This window comes from Paenibacillus sp. J22P90 (assembly GCF_059692195.1).
In genome coordinates this window covers 16,030-35,894 of sequence record NZ_JCAUAY010000004.1, presented here as the reverse complement: position 1 = coordinate 35,894, position 19,865 = coordinate 16,030, and the positions used below count along the sequence as shown (strand labels likewise).

The following is a 19,865-nucleotide window of genomic DNA, read 5'->3' as shown; positions in this document are numbered from 1 at the left end:
TCTGGTACGAAGCAATAATCAAGATCACTGGTTTCTGTGAACTCTTTCGACACTTCTTAAATAACCCGAACATAATCTATCAAACGGGTGCGGATTAGCAATTCTTCTTCACCGTCGTAACCAGGTACGCTTGCTGACCGAACGATAACGTAAGAGCAGTTCACTTCTGCTAGAACGCCTTTAACGATGTCTCCGTTTGAAAGAACCAGTTCAACATTATTTTCGATAAACATGCGTAGTTTCATAACAAATCTCACAAAATCTCCTCCAAATCTAATGAAATATTTGCAAACTTTATAGAGTCTACATAAAACATAATATATTCAAGAAATTAGCAGGGGGTAGCGGTAGGTAACTATATTAATGTGTTGATGTTATGTAAAAATATCCATTTTATACTATTTTTAAACTTGAAGCGTTTTCTTGTTCTCGCTGAACTTCGAGCAGGATAGTAGAATATGGATGAGGAAGTTATATGTAATCAAGCACTGAGTGAATTAGAGGGTGATAAATATGGCTATCGATAGACTGATCGTAGAATGGTCTTCAATACTAGAGAAGATACAAAACAATGGTGGTAAAATAATTGAACTCGCGAAGAGTGAACCCTCAAGCGAATTGGAAATTAAAGATAAAGAATTCAATTTAGGCGTTAATATCCCAAGTGATCTTAAGAAGGTACTTCTTGATTCAAAACAGCTATATTTTAGATGGTCGTTACCAGATGAAGCAATACTTCCGCAAGAATTCAAAGAAATTTTTAGTGGAGAAATAGGTTGGAGTATGGATTGGTTGGAATATTGGGCCGTAGATTCGACAGACGAATATGCAATCAACTTGAAGGGAAAACTTACTTTTTTTCAAGTTGGAAATGGTGATTATTTAGCTTTTGATTTGAGTATGAATAATGATTATAATCCACCTGTTGTTTACTGGGATCATGAGACAGACAATATAATTCCTATTGCTCCGTCCTTTATGGAGTATCTTATTAAGATCACAGAACTCAGTTGTATTGGTGCGGAGATATGGCAATATGAAGACTTTATAGGTCCTAATGGGATTGAAACTAAATCTGACAAAGCAGAGCGCTGGAAAATATGGTTCCAATCATTTCAGAGCTTACGCTTTGAAGAAGCCAGTCAGTCACTCGAATCTATATTTCAATACATTTTGTACCATGGGGAAGTAAAAGCAAGAGAAGTAAACGCACTTCGTCAATTTAATCATTTAGATATTCTTGAAAAGGTTCAAAAGCAGTTACCTAATTGTAATGCAAAAGAATCGAAAGCTTTATGTTTAATAATAGGAGAGGTTGTTAAAAGCGACGCACAAGCATGGGTCAGAACACTGTGGTCAGAGCCGAGTTCTGTAGATCCTACTGATAGGTCGTATTTAACTGCTAGGTGTTTGCCCTTTGAGGAAGGTTACCAGTTGGTCATCGAATGCTTAGAGGGAATTTCAGAATCAAAGGTTAATCCTTATGAAGCTCTAAACCATTTGTCAGCTTTCCAATCAAATCGTGTGATAACTTGGCTGGAGAAGAATGGTCGTCTGCCTGCCACGAACGGTTGGGCTGAATTATTCGCATTTTCATCTCCGACATGGGAAGATATTAATAAGTGGTCAAAAATGGAGACTCGGCATCAATTAACTCTTATTCATGCACTAGAAGAAATGATTCGTGAACGGAAGAAACCTTATGATTTCATACAATTAAAGGTCTACGGGGTTCCAAGCAGGGAAGAGCTACTGGACTTATTAAGGAGAATACTTGAATCAGAGACACTTAACACCAAAAATTCGATAATACTAAAAATCATATCTAATGTTGAAAAAATTATCTAGTATCCAACCCAATTTTCGAAAGGAAACTGAGTTATGAATGGAATTGAAGCATTCATTGTTGCAAGAGTAGAAAACTTAGGAAAAAATAATTGGCTAATAGATGGACGTGCTTGTGAAGATATTAACATTGGAGATATCTTAAAGCATGATTTGAAAAGTACTAGTGGCGATGCCATGTTGAAAGTTTTGTCGATATCAAGCTACGGAAGAGAACTTACTACCTTGTTTAGAATGATGACAGGTTTTATTGTAGTAAGTGCAGAACAAGAAAATGAATTTGAAAGTGTTAAGATGTTGTATAAATGACTTTAAGATCCGGTTAGTACCAATTAATAGGGAATTCTACTTGTAACAGCCTGAGAAATCAGGAATTTTAATTTCGATTTTAAAAAATAAATGTTTTTTATAATATAAATTAATAATATTAATATAAAAATTTAAATAATTAATAAAATGAATTTACAATTCAACAAAACTGATTTATAATTTTAAAAAAGAAAGGAGTAGAATATGAAATATCCTATCCTTACACAGTGTCCCGTATGCGACCATCAGCTTCACGCCGTAAAGCTTGAATGTGGACATTGCCGGACGACGATTGAGAACAAATTCGAATTATCAAAGCTAGCATTACTCTCGCCTGAACAGCTCCATTTTGCGATCACCTTTCTAGTGAACAGGGGCAACATTAAGGAAGTGGAGAAAGAGCTCGGCATTTCATACCCAACAGTACGCGGAAAACTCAATGACATCATTACGGCCCTCGGATACGATACGCGGAAGAAGCCAGAAGTCGATGAGAAGAAAGTTATTTCCATGCTGGAGAATGGCGAAATCACCGCGGATGAAGCTGTCAAAATGTTGAAAGATGAATAGGGAGGAAGAAACGATGAAAGACGAAATCAGCAAAGTGCTGTCCATGATGCAGGAAGGCAAAATTGATTCAGACAAGGCTTCGGAGTTGATTGCCGTGCTAAAGGAGAAGCAATTGACACCTACATCACAAGCCGTGCACGTGCAAGGAAAACCGGACTATTCAAAGAAACTGTCATCGAATACTGGCAGTTATTTAGACAAGACCTTGAAAGTACGGATAACCTCCCAAGAAAACGATAATGTTAATATTAATTTGCCGATTAAGCTGGTGAAGGCTGTTCTCGCTGCGGGACACAGCATCGCGTCCAATATTCCGCAGGCTGCGCCATATGTGAAGGATCTCGATATACACATGCTAATCGATGCCATCGAGAATGAGCTTGATGGGCAAATCGTTGACATTCGCTCCGGTGAAAATGATACCGTCTCTATTGTGATTGAGTGATGAGTCATGATGATAGTGAAGCTTAAGAGCAAGGAGTTCAATTTGACGATTCCGATTCCTTATGCCTTTTTACGTATGGGGAGTGGTATCCTGACTTCCGAATTAATCTTGCGTCAAGTGAAGTATTGGCTGAACAAGCACAATGGGCTTACGGAGGGGCAATTGAGCCAGCATCATGTTTTTGATTCCGACAGTAGCAAGTACTGGATTGAACTTGTGTTGTCTATACTCGGAAATCCAAGCTCGAAGCATGCGCTCAGGCTGCTCATCAAGGAGTTGCGACGTTATAAAGGGACGGTTCTGGTCGATGTTCAGGCTCAGGACGGCACGGAAGTGTTGATTAAATTGTAAGTGAAGCTTTTACATACAAATGTGTTATCCGTAGTCGCAGCCGCTCCCTGAGCGGCTTTTTCCTTTTCGCTGATTTTTCAATTGAGCCACCAAATTTCGACATGTTATGAACCTTCTATTTGTTGAAACAAATTTGTAAATAGGGTCTTAGAGGCAAACGCTCTACATGGAAACTAAAACTTACAGCCTATGGAAATAGAAAACATAATATGAAATTATAGTAATATCTTTTGGAAAAGAAAGGAGATTATAGATTTAGCGGAGCAATTGCGCTATAAGATTGTGATTTAGGAAGCATACAAATCGCTAGAAGTAGTTTAGCAGATAACTTCGAGAGGATGTTTTGCATGTTCAAAAAATCTTTTGTTTTAACCTGTACGCTATTGTTGTCCATGATTCCTATGTTAACTCATGCCGCTGAACCACAAAAGAATGACAAAGGGAAAGAGACTGCCATTAAAGTACTGCAGTATAATATTCATCATGGACAGGGCACAGATGACATTCTGGATTTGCAAAGAATTGCTGACGTTATTAAAACATCGGACGCTGATATCATTGGTTTGCAAGAAGTAGATAATCATTTTTCCCAGCGTAGTAATTTCGAAGATCAAGCGAAATGGTTAGCAAATAATTTGGGCATGCATTATGCCTATGCTGCAAATCTTGACTTTGATCCGTTAAATGTAGGAGAACAACGTCGCCAATACGGAACGGCCGTCATAAGTAAGTATCCTATACTTTCTGCCGAAAATCATCTTCTCACGAATATTCCATATCCAACAAGCCCATCGGAGCAGCGCGGTCTTGCGAGAACTGTGATTAATGTGAGAGGAAATCATATTAACTTTTACAATACACATCTAGACAATAAAAGAGCCGAACAAAGGGATCTACAAATTAGTGAGATCCTTGACATTGCGAATCAACATGAAGGAACAAGCATCATCGTAGGAGACTTCAATGCTACACCTGATGCTTCAGAAATTCTTAAGATGAGAACACAATTCAAAGATGTATTTGCTGAACTCGGTCAAAATGAAGATTATACCTCTTATTATTATTCAGATACACCTAATCGTCGCATTGATTATATCTTTACTTCTGAAGATGTAGGAATTAGTTCTGGGAAAGTGATTAACTCTAACGCAGCTGACCATTTACCAGTTACTGCAGATCTCATCATTAAAAAGAAATTGAAATAGCTAAAACAAAGTGACAAGAACCCTTCGCGTAACCACGCAAGCAAGGGTTCTTTTTATATTTGATTTTTCACATGTTCATAAAACGTTTGGGCAGGATAACGTAGAAGAAAGTTGAATTATCTGGAAGAAGTGAATTGCCTAAACATGCGAATACGATGAAAATAGTAAGAAAAATTGTCAGCGACAATCGATTTCTAATTGAGAATGTTATTTTAGGAGGATAAGGAATATGGACATTTTATTTGATGAAACGTATGTATCCGAAGATGGGAATAAAGCAAGCAGAAATATATGGTATGGATATGCTGATATGTCTGTTGATGGCATGTACGGAAAAGAGCTTAATCTTACTGATACCTTAATGGAAGATTTGTGTAGAATAATAACAACTAATTTGTCAGAGAGTACTACGCCTACTCCTACTGAAACGAATTGGTATTTTTATGGAAGCACTGTTTCCCAAGACGCTATTGGCGACAAAGTTCGTCCGACGATTATGGTTCGCGAGAGATCTGGATTGTTTGTAATCAATTTCAATTTGAGTGATCATGATTTTGCTGTAAAACTCGATGATATTCTCTTATTTAAAACACAGTTTGAACAACGTTTAATGAGTAATTGAAGAATACGCGGATGCAAACGAGGTGATTCATATGCGCAAGATTGCATTAATAACTGGCGGAGGTCAGGGTATAGGACGAGCGATTGCTCTTTCTTTTGCTCAAGAAGGTTATGGCGTTTCTATAGCTGATGTTCATGAAGACAAGGGTTTGGAAACCATTGAGTTACTACGTCAGTTTACAGAGGATGTCCTCTTTATGAAGGTTGACGTTTCCAGAACAGAGGAAGTCGAGCAGTGGATGGAACATACCGCCTCCATGTTGGGCAGCATCGATGTGTTGGTGAATAATGCAGGGATTATGCATAATACCGATGTGTTGGAACTTAGCCTTGAGCAATTTCAACGGGTCATTTCCGTAAACCTGGGAGGCACGTTTCTCTGCTCGCAGGCCGCAGCCCGCATCATAAAAGCACAAGGGAGGGGCGGCGCCATCATAAACCTCTCGTCAACCAGGGCTGTTATGTCGGAGCCTAATACCGAGGCATATTCAGCGTCCAAGGGAGGCATCTCTGCAATGACCCATGCGATGGCCATTAGTTTAGGCGGTTATGGCATTCGCGTCAACTCCATATCTCCAGGGTGGATTGAAGTTAGGGAAGAGGGCAGCTTCACCCATACGGAAACGGATAAAAGCCAGCACCCAGTAGGCAGAGTAGGCAAACCAGAAGATATTGCAACGGCTTGTCTATATTTTGCTAGTGAGAAAGCTGGATTTATTACGGGACAGAACCTGACGATAGATGGCGGAATGTCCGTTAAAATGATCTACGTAGAGGAATAATTTTCCCATGCATTCATTAAAATAGAGACAAACTCCGCTCTATGACTGGGAGTGGATAACAAATCAGATATAGGTAATCCTAATTCCTAATAAAGGAAGGGGGGGGTAGTGTGAATGATGAGACAACAACTCCTCAAGAGCAAGAGACTCCACGCATAGCGGAAATTGAATTTAACCAAGATTACGATCTAATGCGTGCCTATGCTGAACAAATGAATGGTCAGCTCGAAGATAAAGAAGAGTAACCGTTCTTTTACGAGGAAAAATAATTGATCAATACTAGGAGCAGATCCGCAAAGGGAGCTGCTCTTTTTTATTGTAGCAAAAACAGGATAAAGCCATTACTTGGTTAATTAGTATATAGAACAAATTTTCTTTGAAATGGGCGTATATGAATGAAATCAATAGCGCTAATAACCGATATTCACTAATTGGGGGTATGCATGTTACGTACAAAGATAACGATCAGCGTGCTTGTTGGTATCATCATGGTGTTATTACTGATCCTAGTTATGAATTTAACGACTGACAAAAATGCACTTGAAAGAAAAGAGGGTATCCTTCATCATTTTAACAAACTCGATGTAGAGCGTTTAAATGAGATGGTTCAGCGCCATAACAATGGGAAAGGCGACTATCTCATGCTCATCCCACCGATTATCGACGGTGGTTACTGGATATATGATGTGCAATCAAACGGCAGGGAAATCACCTGGACCATTGATAACACCAGGGATGGAATGAGTTCTCAACATGGAAAACAGGTTTACACATGCAAGAAAATCAGCATGGATGAGACAAAAGATCATTATGTGTATACACTTCATCAATGTGACAATGAAGGTGAAAAGAACATACCTATTTTTAGCCTCCTCAAGGAAGATGTTTGGTTACGCTCCCTCGGAGCTCGATAATTAAATATCTGTGTGGTAAACCTTCACTGGGAAGGATAGTATGGTATTCATGTTGAAATAAAAAACGGCTATACATATGTAGTGTACTGGTGATCGGAGTCGGAGAGGGGAGAATCGCCTTGAACAAGATAAAAGTCAGAAAAATCGGGGGCACGGATCCTGGGCTTCGTTTCAGAAAGTTAACGGTTATGTGCATCTTCGCGCTATTGATGTTTGTCGCGAGCGGATGTTCGAATTCGCAGCAAGCCGAAGGCGATGACGCCACCGAAAAAGACGAGCTGATCTGGTATTATCCGCAAAACAAAGCGAATGCCGATTTGCAGCTGGTGAATGCTGAAGTGAACAGGCTGGTCGCGGATAAAATTCATGCGAGAGTTAAGCTGCAGCCTGTCGATTTCGCGAGCTATGAGCAGAAGTTGAATACGCTCGTGGCGGCGAGCGATCCGATGGATATTGTCTGGACGTCGAACTGGCTGTTCTCATGGGAAGCCAATGCCAGAAAAGGCGTCTTCCAGCCACTGGACGAGCTACTTGAGAAGTACGGGCAGAAGCTGCGGGCGTCAATGTCTCCACGATTCTGGAATGACGGCAAGCTGGACGGCAAGCAGATTGCTGTGCCTAACTACCAAATTGCTGCCATGCGTCCTAGCTTGGTTATTCAGAAGCGGTTCGTCGATAAATATCATCTCGACTTAAGTGCGATCCGTAAGATTAACGATATAGAGCCCTTCCTGAAGCTAGTGAAGGAAAGGGAGCCTGGCATCATTCCTTTCGGTACGATGAGAGGCTTCTATACGAACCACATCTATGGCATCGATTGGCGTGTATCGGTTTACAGGGGCGATGCGAACCACCGTGTTCTTCCCGATATCACTTCGGAAATGAAGGAGAATTTAACATTAGTTCATTCCTGGTATGAAAAAGGATATATCAAACAAGACGCGGCTACGTTGAAGAACGCAGCAGATGTCTACAATAAGGGAAATACGGCTGTTTGGTTCGATTTCACGGGAAAGCCTGGCTCAGAGGCGGAGTATAAGGCTGGTGACGGAGGCTTCGACGTCGTACTCGTTCCGTTGGCAAAGCCATCATTTACAGGTGCAGTCAGTTCGATGAACGCGATTAGCCGAACGTCAAAGCATCCTGATACAGCGATGAAGCTGCTTGAGCTGGTGAACACAGATAAACAACTGTATAATACGCTCGTTTACGGGATTGAAGGCAAACACTATACGCGAGCGGATGGGAACTACATCAAACTGAATCCGGATTCTGGGTATTTTACGAACACGGATTGGGTTTTTGGCAACATTCGTAACGAATATTTGCCTGAGGGGGCTCCAGCGGATAAAATTGAACAGACCGTTCGGATCAATGAAGAGGCAGAGGTTTCACCGTATTATGATTTTGTGTTCCAAACGGAAGAGTTGAAAGCGGAAATCGCCAATGTGAAAGCAGTAAACGATGAGTATTATCCAGCTCTCGCCACCGGAACGGTAGATCCATCGAAGTTTTTGCCAATTTACGAGGAGAAACTGAACAGGGCAGGAAGCGAAGTCATAAGGGCCGAGAAACAAAGACAGTTGGATGAGTGGTTGAAATTAAAAGGAAAGAAGTAACAGCAAGTGTGTAAAGGAAAAGGCAGAGATTGACAGTGAAACCACACTGTTCAGTTCTCGGCCTTTTTAGCGTTTACACAAGCGTTTTCCGTGCCAAACCCTATGTAACATGACGAATCCTGTTTGGTCGTCAGTTAGTAAAATGCAGATCGTTTACTCAAAGTGGCGATAAAAGTACAGTTTTTGCACTGTTTTATAGGTGATATTTCAGCTAAATTAATCTCAGGCAGCAAGCCAAGCAAATCGCTACAGGCAAGGAGGAAGACATCCTATGAAGCGCAAGAAGGCATTCCGGTTTTTCGGCAGGAACATCGAACTGTTCACACTCTCGCTTCCCGCAGTCATCTATATTTTTATCATGGCGTACATACCGATGTTCGGGGTCGTCATCGCTTTCAAAAATTATAAGTATGACAAGGGCATTCTGGGAAGTGATTGGGTTGGATTCAAGAACTTCGAGTTTCTGTTTACAAGCGAAACCGCATTTCGAATCACCCGCAACACGGTCGTGTATAACCTGGGTTATATGGTATTTACGACGATCGCAGCACTCACCGTAGCTATTCTTCTCAATGAAATTGCAAAAAAGTGGCTTAAAATTTATCAGACATCGTTGATATTGCCCTTTTTCCTTTCATGGGTCGTTATGAGTTACATCTCTCAGGCGTTTCTTGATCACGAAAATGGATTTATCAACAGCTGGCTAGTTTCTGCTGGCTTTGAAAAAATTTCGTGGTACTTCGAAGCCAAATATTGGCCCTACATTCTAAACATCGTGCATTTGTGGAAAGCGATCGGCTTTTCGGCGATGGTGTACTATGCCGGTATTCTCGGGATTGATGGAGAGCTGTACGAAGCGGCGCGAATAGACGGAGCGAAGCGAATGCAGATGGTAACGAATATTACGATCCCGCAGTTGACGCCGCTCATTATTATTCTGCTTATCCTCAGTATCGGAAATATGTTCCGAGGCGACTTCGGTTTACATTTCTTCATCCCGAACAACGTCGGCGCGACGTATTCGACCACGGATATTATCGATACGTACATCTATCGGGCGCTCAGTGAACTTGCGGACGTTAGTATGGCATCAGCAGTAGGTTTGTACCAGTCGTTTGTCGGTTTTGTTCTCGTAGTCAGCGCCAATTTAATCGTTAGACGAATTAATGAGGACAATTCTCTGTTCTAAGGAGGGAACATTTCGTGGTAGTCCAACAGTCCAAAGCGGTATGGAGCCAACTCATCATACATACCATATTCATCTTGCTCACGATCGCAATGCTGGTTCCATTTGCCCTCGTTATCGTTATCTCGTTTTCTGATGAACAGTCGATTCTGCATAATGGCTTCCGTCTTATTCCGGATCAGTTCAGCGTTGCGGCGTACCATTACTTTCTAAAAACGCCGGAAACGATCCTACGTGCCTATGGTGTGACAATTATCGTCGCTGTCATTGGCACATGCATTAGTCTAATTCTAACCTCTACGATGGGCTATGTGCTGTCGAGGCGGGATTATGGTCTGCAGCGAGCAACATCATTCTATGTGTTCTTCACAATGCTGTTCAACGGTGGTCTTGTTCCGTTCTACATTATGATGACCCAGATCTTGCATATAAAAGATTCCATATGGGCACTTATCGTGCCTGGTTTACTCAGTCCATTTTACGTACTGATTATGAAGGGTTTCATGGCCAAAATTCCGACCGAAATTATTGAATCGGCCAAAGTGGAAGGAGCGCGTGAATGGCGAATTTACACGGCACTGATCCTACCGCTCTCGAAGCCCGCACTCGCTACATTGGGATTGTTTATCATGTTTAACTATTGGAATGAATGGTTCAACGCACTTTTGTTTATCAACAACGAGAAACTGGTTCCGCTTCAGTTGCTGCTCGTGAGGACCATGAACACACTTGACTTCATCACATCGCGTCCCGAGTTCGCCACAGCGATGGTTACGCTGGGTGCTGATATGGCAGATTTTCCGAAGACGGCTTCTAAATTTGCAGTAGCTGTTCTATCCGCTGGTCCGATGTTGTTGGTATTCCCGTTCTTTCAACGGTTTTTCGTTAAAGGTCTAACGATCGGTGCTATTAAAGGCTAAGTTGCAAGCCTCGGATGGGGGAAGCTTGAAAGGAGGGGAAACAAAGGTATAGGAATCGGCTTTTCACATCCGCTTTCATAAATAAGCTTGATAATTATATTCAGGGAGGTTTTTTCATTGAAAAAGATAATGTCCACGCTTGCAATTAGTTCCGCTCTCGCCATTGCCATAACTGGTTGTGGCAGCAGTACAGACAACACAAGCAGTCCTTCCCCATCAAGCAGCACAGCACCAGCTGCATCTGCAACGGCAGCACCTAAAAAACTTGACCCGGTCGAACTGACTTGGTACTACCCACAGAACAAAGCTAATCCAGATTTACAACTCGTGAATGATGCTGTTAATAAGATTACTCAAGAGAAAATTAATGCAACAATCAAGTTGATGCCGATTGACTTCGGTACTTATGAGCAGAAGATGAACACGATTGTAGCTGCTAACGAAGTAACGGATATTATCTGGACGTCGAACTGGTCGTTTAAATTCGAACAGAATCAGAAGAAAGGTGTATTCCAGCCACTCGACGATTTGTTGAAGAATCAAGGTCAGAAGCTTAAAGCCTCTCTGCAGGATAAGTTCTGGGACGATGCGAAGCTGGACGGCAAAATCTATGCGGTACCAAACTATCAAATCTCCGCACAACGTTTAGGACTGGTCATACAGAAGCGTTTTGTAGATAAATATAAATTGGATGTCAACACGATTAAGAAGATGGAAGACCTCGAGCCGTTCCTGAAGCAGATCAAGGATAACGAGCCTGGGATCACACCTTTCGGTACCCAGAAAGGATGGTATCAAGGTGCTCTCTACAACATTGATACGAAGGGAAATGTTTACAAAAACGATCCAACGTTCAAAAGTCTACCAGAAGTGACAACTGAAATGAAAGCCCAATTCAAACTGGCGAACTCCTGGTTCACGAAAGGTTACATTAATAAAGATGCTGCAACACTAAAAAGTGCAGCAGACGCTTACAACAAAGGCACAACAGCAGTCTGGTTCGATTTTACTGGCAAGCCTGGCTCTGAGGTTGAGTTCAAAGCAACGGCAGGTGGAAATGACGTCGTGCTCGTACCACTGGTTAAAGCAGTCTTTACCGGTGCAGCAAGCACAATGAACGCGATCAGCCGGACTTCCAAAAATCCAGAGAGAGCTATGATGTTCTTGGAACTGGTTAACACCGATAAGCAATTGTATAACACGCTTGTATACGGTATTGAAGGCAAACATTACACGAAAACGACAGGCAATTTCATCAAAATCAACCAAGAAGCAGGCTACTTCACGAACACGGACTGGATCTTCGGTAGCATCATCAACGAGTACTTGCCAGAAGGCTCACCAGCTGACAAGTTAGAGCAAACAGCGAAGATTAATGCGGAAGCTGAAGTTTCCCAACTTAATGGATTTGTCTTCAATTCGGAACCAGTCAAAACAGAAACAGCGAACGTCAAGGCTGTACAAGATGAGTATTTGCAGGGTCTAGCGACTGGTACACTCGATACGGATAAGTACTTGCCGATCTATGAAGAGAAGCTGCAGAAAGCTGGCGCCGATAAAATCGTAGCTGAGCGTCAAAAACAACTTGATGCATGGTTAGTTGCGAACGGCAAGAAGAAGTAAGATTGACGAACAAATCCATGGCTAACCTGGGCTATCTCCTTAAAACAGCAATGTTTTTCCGGAATAGCCCGGGTTTTATGGGCTTTGCTCGATCATTTGCAACAAGAGAACAAGGGAGGACTTGAAGTGAAGATTGCCTTACTGCAACGAAAAGACATGAGGGAGCGAGTATTTGGTCCCGAACATTTGGCACAGCTCCGCGAAATAGGCGAAGTTATCCTCAATGAAGAAGACGTAAACCCAACGGAAGAGCAAGCGCGTGCACTCATTGCCGATGCTGATGTTGCCATCACGTCATGGGGCTGTTGTGCATTGACGGAACGGGTGCTTGAGAACGCACCGAATTTGAAGCTCGTTCTGCATGCGGCTGGCACAGTTAAGCCAATCGTGACGGACGCTCTTTGGCAACGCGGAGTTCGCGTATCCAACGCGACGGAAGCGCTTGGCCAAGGGGTAGCGGAGACAGCACTAGGCTTTACAATCGTGTCGCTGAAAGACATGTGGCGACTCAGCCGGGAGACAGCAGCTGGTGGCTGGGGTGACGGCTCACGTGTACGTGAAGTGTACGGTCTTACGGTTGGTGTTGTCGGAGCAGGACGTGCGGGCTCTCACTATATTAAACTACTTCGCAACTTCGATGTCAGGATCGCGCTCTACGATCCATTCGTCAGCGAGGAGCGAGCTAGGGAAATGGGCGCTCAGAAACTAGAGCTGGAGGACCTGTTGCGCCAGAGCGATGTCATTTCTATTCATCTGCCATCTCTGCCAGAGACGAATCATATGTTTAACGCCGAACGGTTAGCTTTGATGAAAGACAACTGTGTACTCATCAACACAGCGCGCGGTTCGGTTATCGACGAGGTAGCTCTAGCAGCTGAATTGATCAAGGGTAGATTGTTCGCATGTCTCGACGTTACGGATCCGGAGCCGCCGCAAGTGGATCATCCGTTTCGTAATCTGCCGAACGTGATTCTGACTCCGCATATCGCAGGCGCCGTTAATAACGGCATGGGCCGCATTGCGAAATCGGTAGTAAACGACCTGAAAGCTTATCTCGAAGGTCGCCCCCTGAGTGGCGAGGTTCGAGCGGAACAAATGCATTTGTTGGCATAAGTTACGTGCTGGCAACTACATAGGCGGAAAAATGGTATCTATTTCTGGAAAAAGTCCTTTACTTTAGGATTATTGCAAAGTAGATACCAGAAATCCGTCAATTTCTGCAGACTGCCTTGCAGGATTTCAGTTTATTAAACAGAAAGGAGAGTAAATAACAAGAATAACAGACTAGGATAGTATCGATTATTGATTATAAAAGGAGGCTTAATAATGAAAGTAAAGTCTTTATGCCGCTTAAGTCTAATCGCTACAATGAGTTTTGCCATGGTGATGGGTGGATTGCCTGCCAAGCCGGCTTCGGCAGCGGGAATTACCTATTATGTATCTCAAACAACAGGCAATGATACAGCGAATAATGGGCTGTCCTTATCTGCTCCGTTCAAGACGATTCAACGATGTGCAAACAGCTTGCAAGCAGGTGATATCTGCGAAGTATCTTCGGGTATTTATCGCGAAACCATCACGCCGGCCAACAGCGGGACGAACGGTTCGCCAATCACGATTAAGGCTGCAACTGGCGCTAACGTTGTGGTTAGTGGTACTGATGTAATCAGCGGAACGTGGGCATCAGCAGGGATTGTCGGCTCACCGTCGGTGTACAAAGTGCCTTTCACTCGTAGTTCGCTTTTAGATGAGACGGAGGAGCAATTCTTTATTGTTCCTAAGGACGCAAACGGTTACTTGTCCGCAGATCCAACCTTGCTCTGGGAAGCTCGCTGGCCTAACATTTCTGCTTACAACTTAAACGCGCTTAAAGACAAGATGGCTTACATGGAGTCAGCCACGAATATGACGACCTATTATACAGTCACAGATAGCACTTTGCCTAACATCAATTGGGTTGGTGCTTCGATCTGGGAGCGGGGAGGGGACGCCTACACCGGGCAAACTTCGACCATTACTGCTTTCAACAATACGACGAAAACGCTTACCATGAATCCAGTCACGAACGACCAATCGTATTATTCGCCACGGCAAGGAAGTACGTATTTCCTATCTGGCGTTTTGGGAGCACTCGACGTAGCCAGTGAGTGGTGTACAGATGCGACTGACCTATATTTGTGGGCTCCCTCAGGTGGCGTTCCCACGAATGTTGAAGCCAAAACGCGTCAAACCGCCTTCAATCTGAAAGGTAAATCCTACATCACGATCTCCGGCATTCGAACGATGGCAGCAAATATTCTGATGGGTACGGTCGGCACTACACCGTCTACTTACAATGTTCTCGACAAAGTAAAAGCTGAGTATTTGTATTTCTCTGATTACAGCCATGGCACGTCGATCGAAAGTCAGCGCGAGCGGGGCATCAACATGGTAGGCGATTACAATGAATTGAAAAACAGCACGATCGCCTATTCCACTGGAACGTTGGTGCATATTGCCGGCAAAGGCAATCGGGTTGTGAACAACAGTATTCATGACGGTAGTTTCATGGCCACGCACGATTCACTCATCCGTTTATCCAGCGGAACTGAGAATGTGATTGACCATAACGAAATCCGCGATTCCGGGAGAGGTTTACTCTCCATTTATGGGGGCAGTGGAGTGGTTAGCTACAACGATATGTACTGGGGCATGAAGCTCTCCCGTGACGGTGGACTAATCTATGCTTGGGGTTCCGATCTCGGAAACAGCGAATTCCACCATAATTGGATTCACGACAGCAAGGGAGACGACACGAGTGTCGGTATGTATTTCGATAACTATACGGAGAACGCTATCATCCATCACAACGTCATCTATAATAACGATACAGGGATTCAGATGGGTGCGCCAGGCAATTTCAAACTAGTACAAAACAACACGATCGTCAATAACGATAAAAGCATCGGGTTTCACGGTGCGACAGGATATCCGGACGATTTCTACGGCACCCGCTTTTATAACAACATTATGACGGATAAGGCTTTTGCGATTGATACCGATCGCAAGCTGTTTCCAACTACTGTTTCTCAGGGCTACAACACCATTTCACCAGTCGGTCTGAACTTCGTCAACTCAGCAGGAGGCAACGGGAACGATTTCCGGCTGCAAACAGGCTCTACGGCGATTGACAGCGGGGCGGCAATTGCAGGTATTACCAGTACGTATACTTGGGGCGGGTCTGCTCCAGACGCTGGAGCCTATGAATTCGGGGGTGGTTCCAACAGCTCCAACTGGATTCCATCTTACAATTTCTCCAATCCTCCTTCTTCACCCGCTTTTCAGTTAATCGACACGCCTTATATGAATCGGATTTCGAATAGCGCTTTCGAAAGAGGGCTCACCAATTGGCTTACTTGGTCTGCAGCGGGAACTGAAACAACGGTCGGCTCCGATACGCAATATGCCGTTCCTGCGTCTCCAATGCCGGCGAAGCCGAATTGGATTAACCGTGGCAAGAATAATAAGTTACGTCTTGGGGACGGAGCCAGCCCTGCGGGAGGTTCTACGGTCGGTGACGGGATCGAGCAGTCGATTTCAGGTCTAAAGCCTAATACGGCCTATACGTTCTCCTCCTGGGTCTACAACATTCCGGTGGATCCGAATATTACGACACCTGTGTCGACGGAAACGATCTATCTCGGAGCAGAAAACTATAGTGCGTCCTCCCCGCCACCTGTATCGGTAGCTTCGACCAGTGGGAAGTATGTGCGCCAGGAGCTGAATTTCACAACAGGCTCGCTAACGGATGTGAATGGAAATGCGATCAAGCCGCGCGTGCAAATTTTCAAAAACAAGTCGTACGCCAACCATTTCTCCTTCGCGGACGACGCTGGCTTGATCGAATCAGCGGCGTTCAATTCAGGGCTTAGCGATGGTACCAACCTGAAGGATGTGGCTTTCAGCAGTGCGCCTGCTACAAGCACGACAGCGGGAGCAACAGGAAGCCTGACCTTGAACGGCACGCTTCAGAACGGCAGTGCAGCTAGTTGGACGGGAGCGACGATTACGTTTGCTTCGAGCGATCCTAACGTCGTGAGTATCAGCAGCTCCAGCGGAGGAACGGTTAACTACACAGCGGTGGCACCTGGTCAAACGACCATTACCGCTATTGCACGGAAAGGGATCATCGCCAGGGCAACAAGTCAGATCGTTACCGTGTATCCAGTCGGCACGCCTGCGACGACGGACTTTATGGCTAAAGCATACGGAACGAATGCTAGCGGGTTTACGACGTTCAATAGCACCACGAGTACGTACACACTCGTTGGCAAAGGGGATAACATTTGGGGCACCTCCGACGACTTCGTCTTCCTGAATAAGTCCGTGCTTAACTCCAATACAGCAGGCAACAAGATTACGCTGAAGGCGAACATTGAGTTCAGTTCGTACGACCCAGGTTCTATCGGTCTTATGTTCCGTGAACAGGACACGGCAGGTTCCGAGCATGCGGAGTTCCGGATGGATGGTGTAGGCGATGTCCTTCGTCTAGTGTTCCGGAATACAGCATCGGGTTCGACCGATCTGATCAATCATTACAAAACTGGCGTTAAGCAAGTGCCTGCCACAGCAGGTGTGGTGCCTCGGGTAATGCCGATCATGCTGACCAAGGAAGGGAACATCGTGAAAGGCTATTATCTGGATGGCAACAATTACATTCTATTCGGCCAGACGACAGTCAACTTCACGAACGGCGCCAACATTCTTGCAGGGGTTGCGCTGTACTCCAGCTCAGGAAGACCTGATGTGAAGGCTGTTATTACGGGTCTGCAGCTTACCAAAAATTACTAAGTGTAGGTTCCACTAAACAAAAGTACACCCTTCGGTCATCCGAAGGGTGTATATCTATGAAAAGGAAATGCGCATTATATGTAGAATTATGTAGAGGCCGACAAGCGTATACGAGATGCTGAGGCGATAGAAAAATAAAGGAAGTCGGAGAAGAGGGGATACACCAATGAACAACTACTTGCGTAAGTACCGGGAACGGAAATATTTCATGCGCATCATTCTATCGATCAATCTACTTATTATATCCGTTATGCTGGCCTCCTTGCTGTCCGCTTTCCTGTATTCGAAAAAAATTAGTTTGGACTCCCAACAAGAAGCGAACGAGAAAGTCCTTTCACAGATCAACTACAACATCTCTTACATGAATGACACCGTGAAAAATTTCGCAATCTCCATGTTCTACGACACGGATTTGGCCCATTTGTTATTCAGTGGCGAATCGGACACTTTCGAAGATACTAACCGAGTCAACAAGTTAACCAAGACCATCGCGTATAACTCTTTTATTCACTCTATCGTCATCTACAATAGTAAGAGGAACATGTTCTTTACGAGCGGTGACGACGCGATCACAAGCTCAACTAGCAATCTCATGAATCAAATGGGTGAATTTTTAAGTGGCGGCAAGCCAATTTTTAAAATGCAAATGATGCCGCTCCGCTACGTGCCGGACCTCAAGCATCCAGAGCGTTCGCAGCAAGTAATTTCCCTGTTTATGTTTGATTCGCTCGACGCGTATACCAGGAAGGAAAGCGCGCTAATCATCAATGTGAAGCCAGAATGGCTGTTTGAGAAGTTGGAGCTGATGAATCGACAATCGTCGAATCGTTCCAACCGGATTTTCGTCCTAGACCAGAATAAAGAAATGTACGGTCCGGACATTCAAAACGACCAAGATCTGGGGAACTTGAAGGACGAGGTGTATAGGCAGATTGATTCCACCCATCGCCAAGTATCTCAGTTTACGTATATGGCTAACGGCGAAAAGCAAATCGTCAACTATATCGTTAATCGCTCCGTTAACTGGGTAATCGTCGCTGTCGAACCTTATGTCGGTGTGCTCGCTGCAGTCGATCGGCTGAAGGCCGTCTTCATCACAGTCGCCGCAATCTGTCTCGTGATCGCCGTCTTTGCCTCTTGGATTATCTCGAATCGTCTGTACTCGCCGATTAATGGTCTGCTCAACCAGACGAAGCGACTGCCTGGCGGCGAGCCGAACCGTACGAACGAGCAGGACGAGATCAGTTACATTTCGCATATCTACAATCATCTGATCGAGAAGCTTATGTCTGAGCAGACGAAGCATGACAGCAATGAAGCAATTGTGCGATCTTACTATTTGCGTAAGCTCGTGACGGACAGCCGAGCCTTCACCCCTGAGGATTGGGCTGAATGTGTACAGGGCGGTTACATCAACGTCAATTTGGAAAAAGCGTGTATAGTAGTCGTTCTTAAACTCGATCGTTACGAGAAATTAAAAGATAATATGCTCGGTGTGGATGTGAACCTGCTGAATTTTGCCGTATCCAATATCATTCGGGAGATTGTTTCGGAAGATTTGCGCGGGGAAGTTGTTGACATTCGCGGGGAGCACCTCGTATTGCTCTTTGAATCTGGCACACGTTCGGCTGATAGTTACATAGCCATTACCAAGTTGTTACAGCAAGCGCAGCAGATCATTGGCGAATATTACCACGTCACCTTCACGGCAGCGATTGGCGATGTAGTGTCTCATTATCATGAACTGACGTCGAGTTATGAGAAAGCATTGGATTACCTTCTCTATAAAATGAATTTTGGTCACGGCTCTATCATCACGCCGGAGATGGTGCAGAGCAATCTCGCTAATCTTGAAGCGCACATCCCGCTTGAGCTCGAACGAAAATTCGCTGAAGCCATCAAGGCGAGCCATCCGGATAGCGTCTTCCAGGAGTTAGAGCATCTGCACCGGCTAATCGCTGGGATGAGCTCTGATGCTGTCGTGCAATCGGTCATTCAGCTTGGGATTCTGATTAAGCAGACTGTCCGTGAAATCAACCAGAATAAGCTATCGCCGCTGCTTATCGATCTTCGCTCCATCGATCGTCTCGTCTTTGAGAAGGAAACGCTGGATGAAATCTTTGCAGAGTTCGGCGCAATCCTCAGTGCGATTTTTGAAGACCAAAAACGCGGTACAGAGTCGAAGGACCATTTTATCATCGATACGATTAAAGATGTGATTCAGGCGAATTATTCCAATCCCAATCTTAGCCTGCAGGAAATCGCCGATATGCTACGGATGTCATCGGCGTATGTTGGCCGCATTTTCAAGAAGCAGGAGACGATCTCTGTGGCGGATTACATTAACGAAATTCGTTTGTTGAAATCGGTCATGCTGCTCGAAAACAATAACCTACCAGTGAACGAGATCTCCGAGAAAGTTGGATTTAGCTCACCAAGCTACTTTTTTAAACTGTTTAAGAAGCGCTTCGGCACGACGCCGAAGGATTACCGTATCAAGAAATCGCTGTCGTTGTAGGTAGACCGTATAGAATCTTCATCGTGCATAAAAGTTCAAATTGTTCATCTCTTTGGTGAAAGAAAGTGCGAATCTTGCACTTTTTTTTGCTTTTTCAAGGGGTTAAGCTGATTCTAGGTCAAGCGAA

At 44.2% G+C, this 19,865-nt stretch carries 18 protein-coding genes; 17 read left to right on the top strand and 1 reads right to left on the bottom strand.

All coding sequences use genetic code 11. The annotated features are described in order from the left end of the window. Positions 1-56 precede the first annotated feature (56 nt). Complete coding sequence (locus AC58UX_RS14365) at positions 57-257, bottom strand: hypothetical protein (protein WP_497253739.1); 201 nt, start codon at positions 255-257, stop codon at positions 57-59. A gap of 256 nt (positions 258-513) precedes the next feature. On the opposite strand from AC58UX_RS14365, the gene AC58UX_RS14360 reads away from it, so the two are divergent. The 17 genes from AC58UX_RS14360 (at position 514) to AC58UX_RS14280 (ending at position 19,738) form a co-directional block, all read left to right on the top strand. Next, on the top strand, positions 514-1,848 hold the full coding sequence (locus AC58UX_RS14360; RefSeq protein ID WP_497253737.1) for an SMI1/KNR4 family protein: 1,335 nt from the start codon (positions 514-516) through the stop codon (positions 1,846-1,848). Between the two features lie 33 nt (positions 1,849-1,881). After that, positions 1,882-2,154 carry a hypothetical protein gene (locus AC58UX_RS14355; protein WP_497253735.1) on the top strand — a complete coding sequence of 91 codons (273 nt, stop codon included), beginning with the start codon at positions 1,882-1,884 and terminating at the stop codon, positions 2,152-2,154. A gap of 204 nt (positions 2,155-2,358) precedes the next feature. Further along, the gene (locus AC58UX_RS14350) at positions 2,359-2,724 is read left to right on the top strand and encodes a DUF2089 domain-containing protein (protein ID WP_497253733.1); all 366 of its coding nucleotides are present in this window, start codon (positions 2,359-2,361) and stop codon (positions 2,722-2,724) included. A gap of 13 nt (positions 2,725-2,737) precedes the next feature. Then, positions 2,738-3,169, top strand: a complete 432-nt coding sequence (locus tag AC58UX_RS14345; protein ID WP_497253731.1) for a hypothetical protein — start codon at positions 2,738-2,740, stop codon at positions 3,167-3,169. 9 nt (positions 3,170-3,178) lie between these two features. Further along, positions 3,179-3,520, top strand: coding sequence for a hypothetical protein (locus tag AC58UX_RS14340; protein WP_497253729.1), 342 nt, complete (start codon positions 3,179-3,181; stop codon positions 3,518-3,520). A 347-nt stretch (positions 3,521-3,867) separates the two neighbouring features. Further along, the gene (locus tag AC58UX_RS14335) at positions 3,868-4,725 is read left to right on the top strand and encodes an endonuclease/exonuclease/phosphatase family protein (protein WP_497253727.1); all 858 of its coding nucleotides are present in this window, start codon (positions 3,868-3,870) and stop codon (positions 4,723-4,725) included. A gap of 229 nt (positions 4,726-4,954) precedes the next feature. Then, positions 4,955-5,347 carry a hypothetical protein gene (locus AC58UX_RS14330; RefSeq protein ID WP_497253725.1) on the top strand — a complete coding sequence of 131 codons (393 nt, stop codon included), beginning with the start codon at positions 4,955-4,957 and terminating at the stop codon, positions 5,345-5,347. Between the two features lie 31 nt (positions 5,348-5,378). Beyond that, positions 5,379-6,128 (top strand): SDR family NAD(P)-dependent oxidoreductase, encoded by a 750-nt coding sequence (locus AC58UX_RS14325; protein ID WP_497253723.1) that lies wholly within the window; start codon positions 5,379-5,381, stop codon positions 6,126-6,128. Positions 6,129-6,238: 110 nt separating this feature from the next. Continuing rightward, on the top strand, positions 6,239-6,373 hold the full coding sequence (locus tag AC58UX_RS14320; RefSeq protein WP_497253721.1) for a hypothetical protein: 135 nt from the start codon (positions 6,239-6,241) through the stop codon (positions 6,371-6,373). A 198-nt stretch (positions 6,374-6,571) separates the two neighbouring features. Then, positions 6,572-7,042, top strand: coding sequence for a hypothetical protein (locus AC58UX_RS14315; RefSeq protein WP_497253719.1), 471 nt, complete (start codon positions 6,572-6,574; stop codon positions 7,040-7,042). Between the two features lie 119 nt (positions 7,043-7,161). Beyond that, positions 7,162-8,661 carry an ABC transporter substrate-binding protein gene (locus AC58UX_RS14310; protein WP_497253717.1) on the top strand — a complete coding sequence of 500 codons (1,500 nt, stop codon included), beginning with the start codon at positions 7,162-7,164 and terminating at the stop codon, positions 8,659-8,661. 271 nt (positions 8,662-8,932) lie between these two features. Beyond that, positions 8,933-9,850, top strand: a complete 918-nt coding sequence (locus AC58UX_RS14305; protein WP_497253715.1) for an ABC transporter permease — start codon at positions 8,933-8,935, stop codon at positions 9,848-9,850. Positions 9,851-9,864: 14 nt separating this feature from the next. Continuing rightward, positions 9,865-10,767 (top strand): carbohydrate ABC transporter permease, encoded by a 903-nt coding sequence (locus AC58UX_RS14300; RefSeq protein ID WP_497253713.1) that lies wholly within the window; start codon positions 9,865-9,867, stop codon positions 10,765-10,767. Between the two features lie 117 nt (positions 10,768-10,884). Next, positions 10,885-12,390 carry an ABC transporter substrate-binding protein gene (locus AC58UX_RS14295; protein WP_497253711.1) on the top strand — a complete coding sequence of 502 codons (1,506 nt, stop codon included), beginning with the start codon at positions 10,885-10,887 and terminating at the stop codon, positions 12,388-12,390. A gap of 126 nt (positions 12,391-12,516) precedes the next feature. Continuing rightward, entirely contained in the window at positions 12,517-13,503 is a 987-nt protein-coding gene (locus tag AC58UX_RS14290; RefSeq protein ID WP_497253709.1) for a hydroxyacid dehydrogenase, read from the top strand. A gap of 213 nt (positions 13,504-13,716) precedes the next feature. Continuing rightward, on the top strand, positions 13,717-17,220 hold the full coding sequence (locus AC58UX_RS14285; RefSeq protein ID WP_497253707.1) for a right-handed parallel beta-helix repeat-containing protein: 3,504 nt from the start codon (positions 13,717-13,719) through the stop codon (positions 17,218-17,220). 166 nt (positions 17,221-17,386) lie between these two features. After that, positions 17,387-19,738, top strand: a complete 2,352-nt coding sequence (locus AC58UX_RS14280; RefSeq protein ID WP_497253705.1) for a helix-turn-helix domain-containing protein — start codon at positions 17,387-17,389, stop codon at positions 19,736-19,738. Positions 19,739-19,865 lie beyond the last annotated feature (127 nt).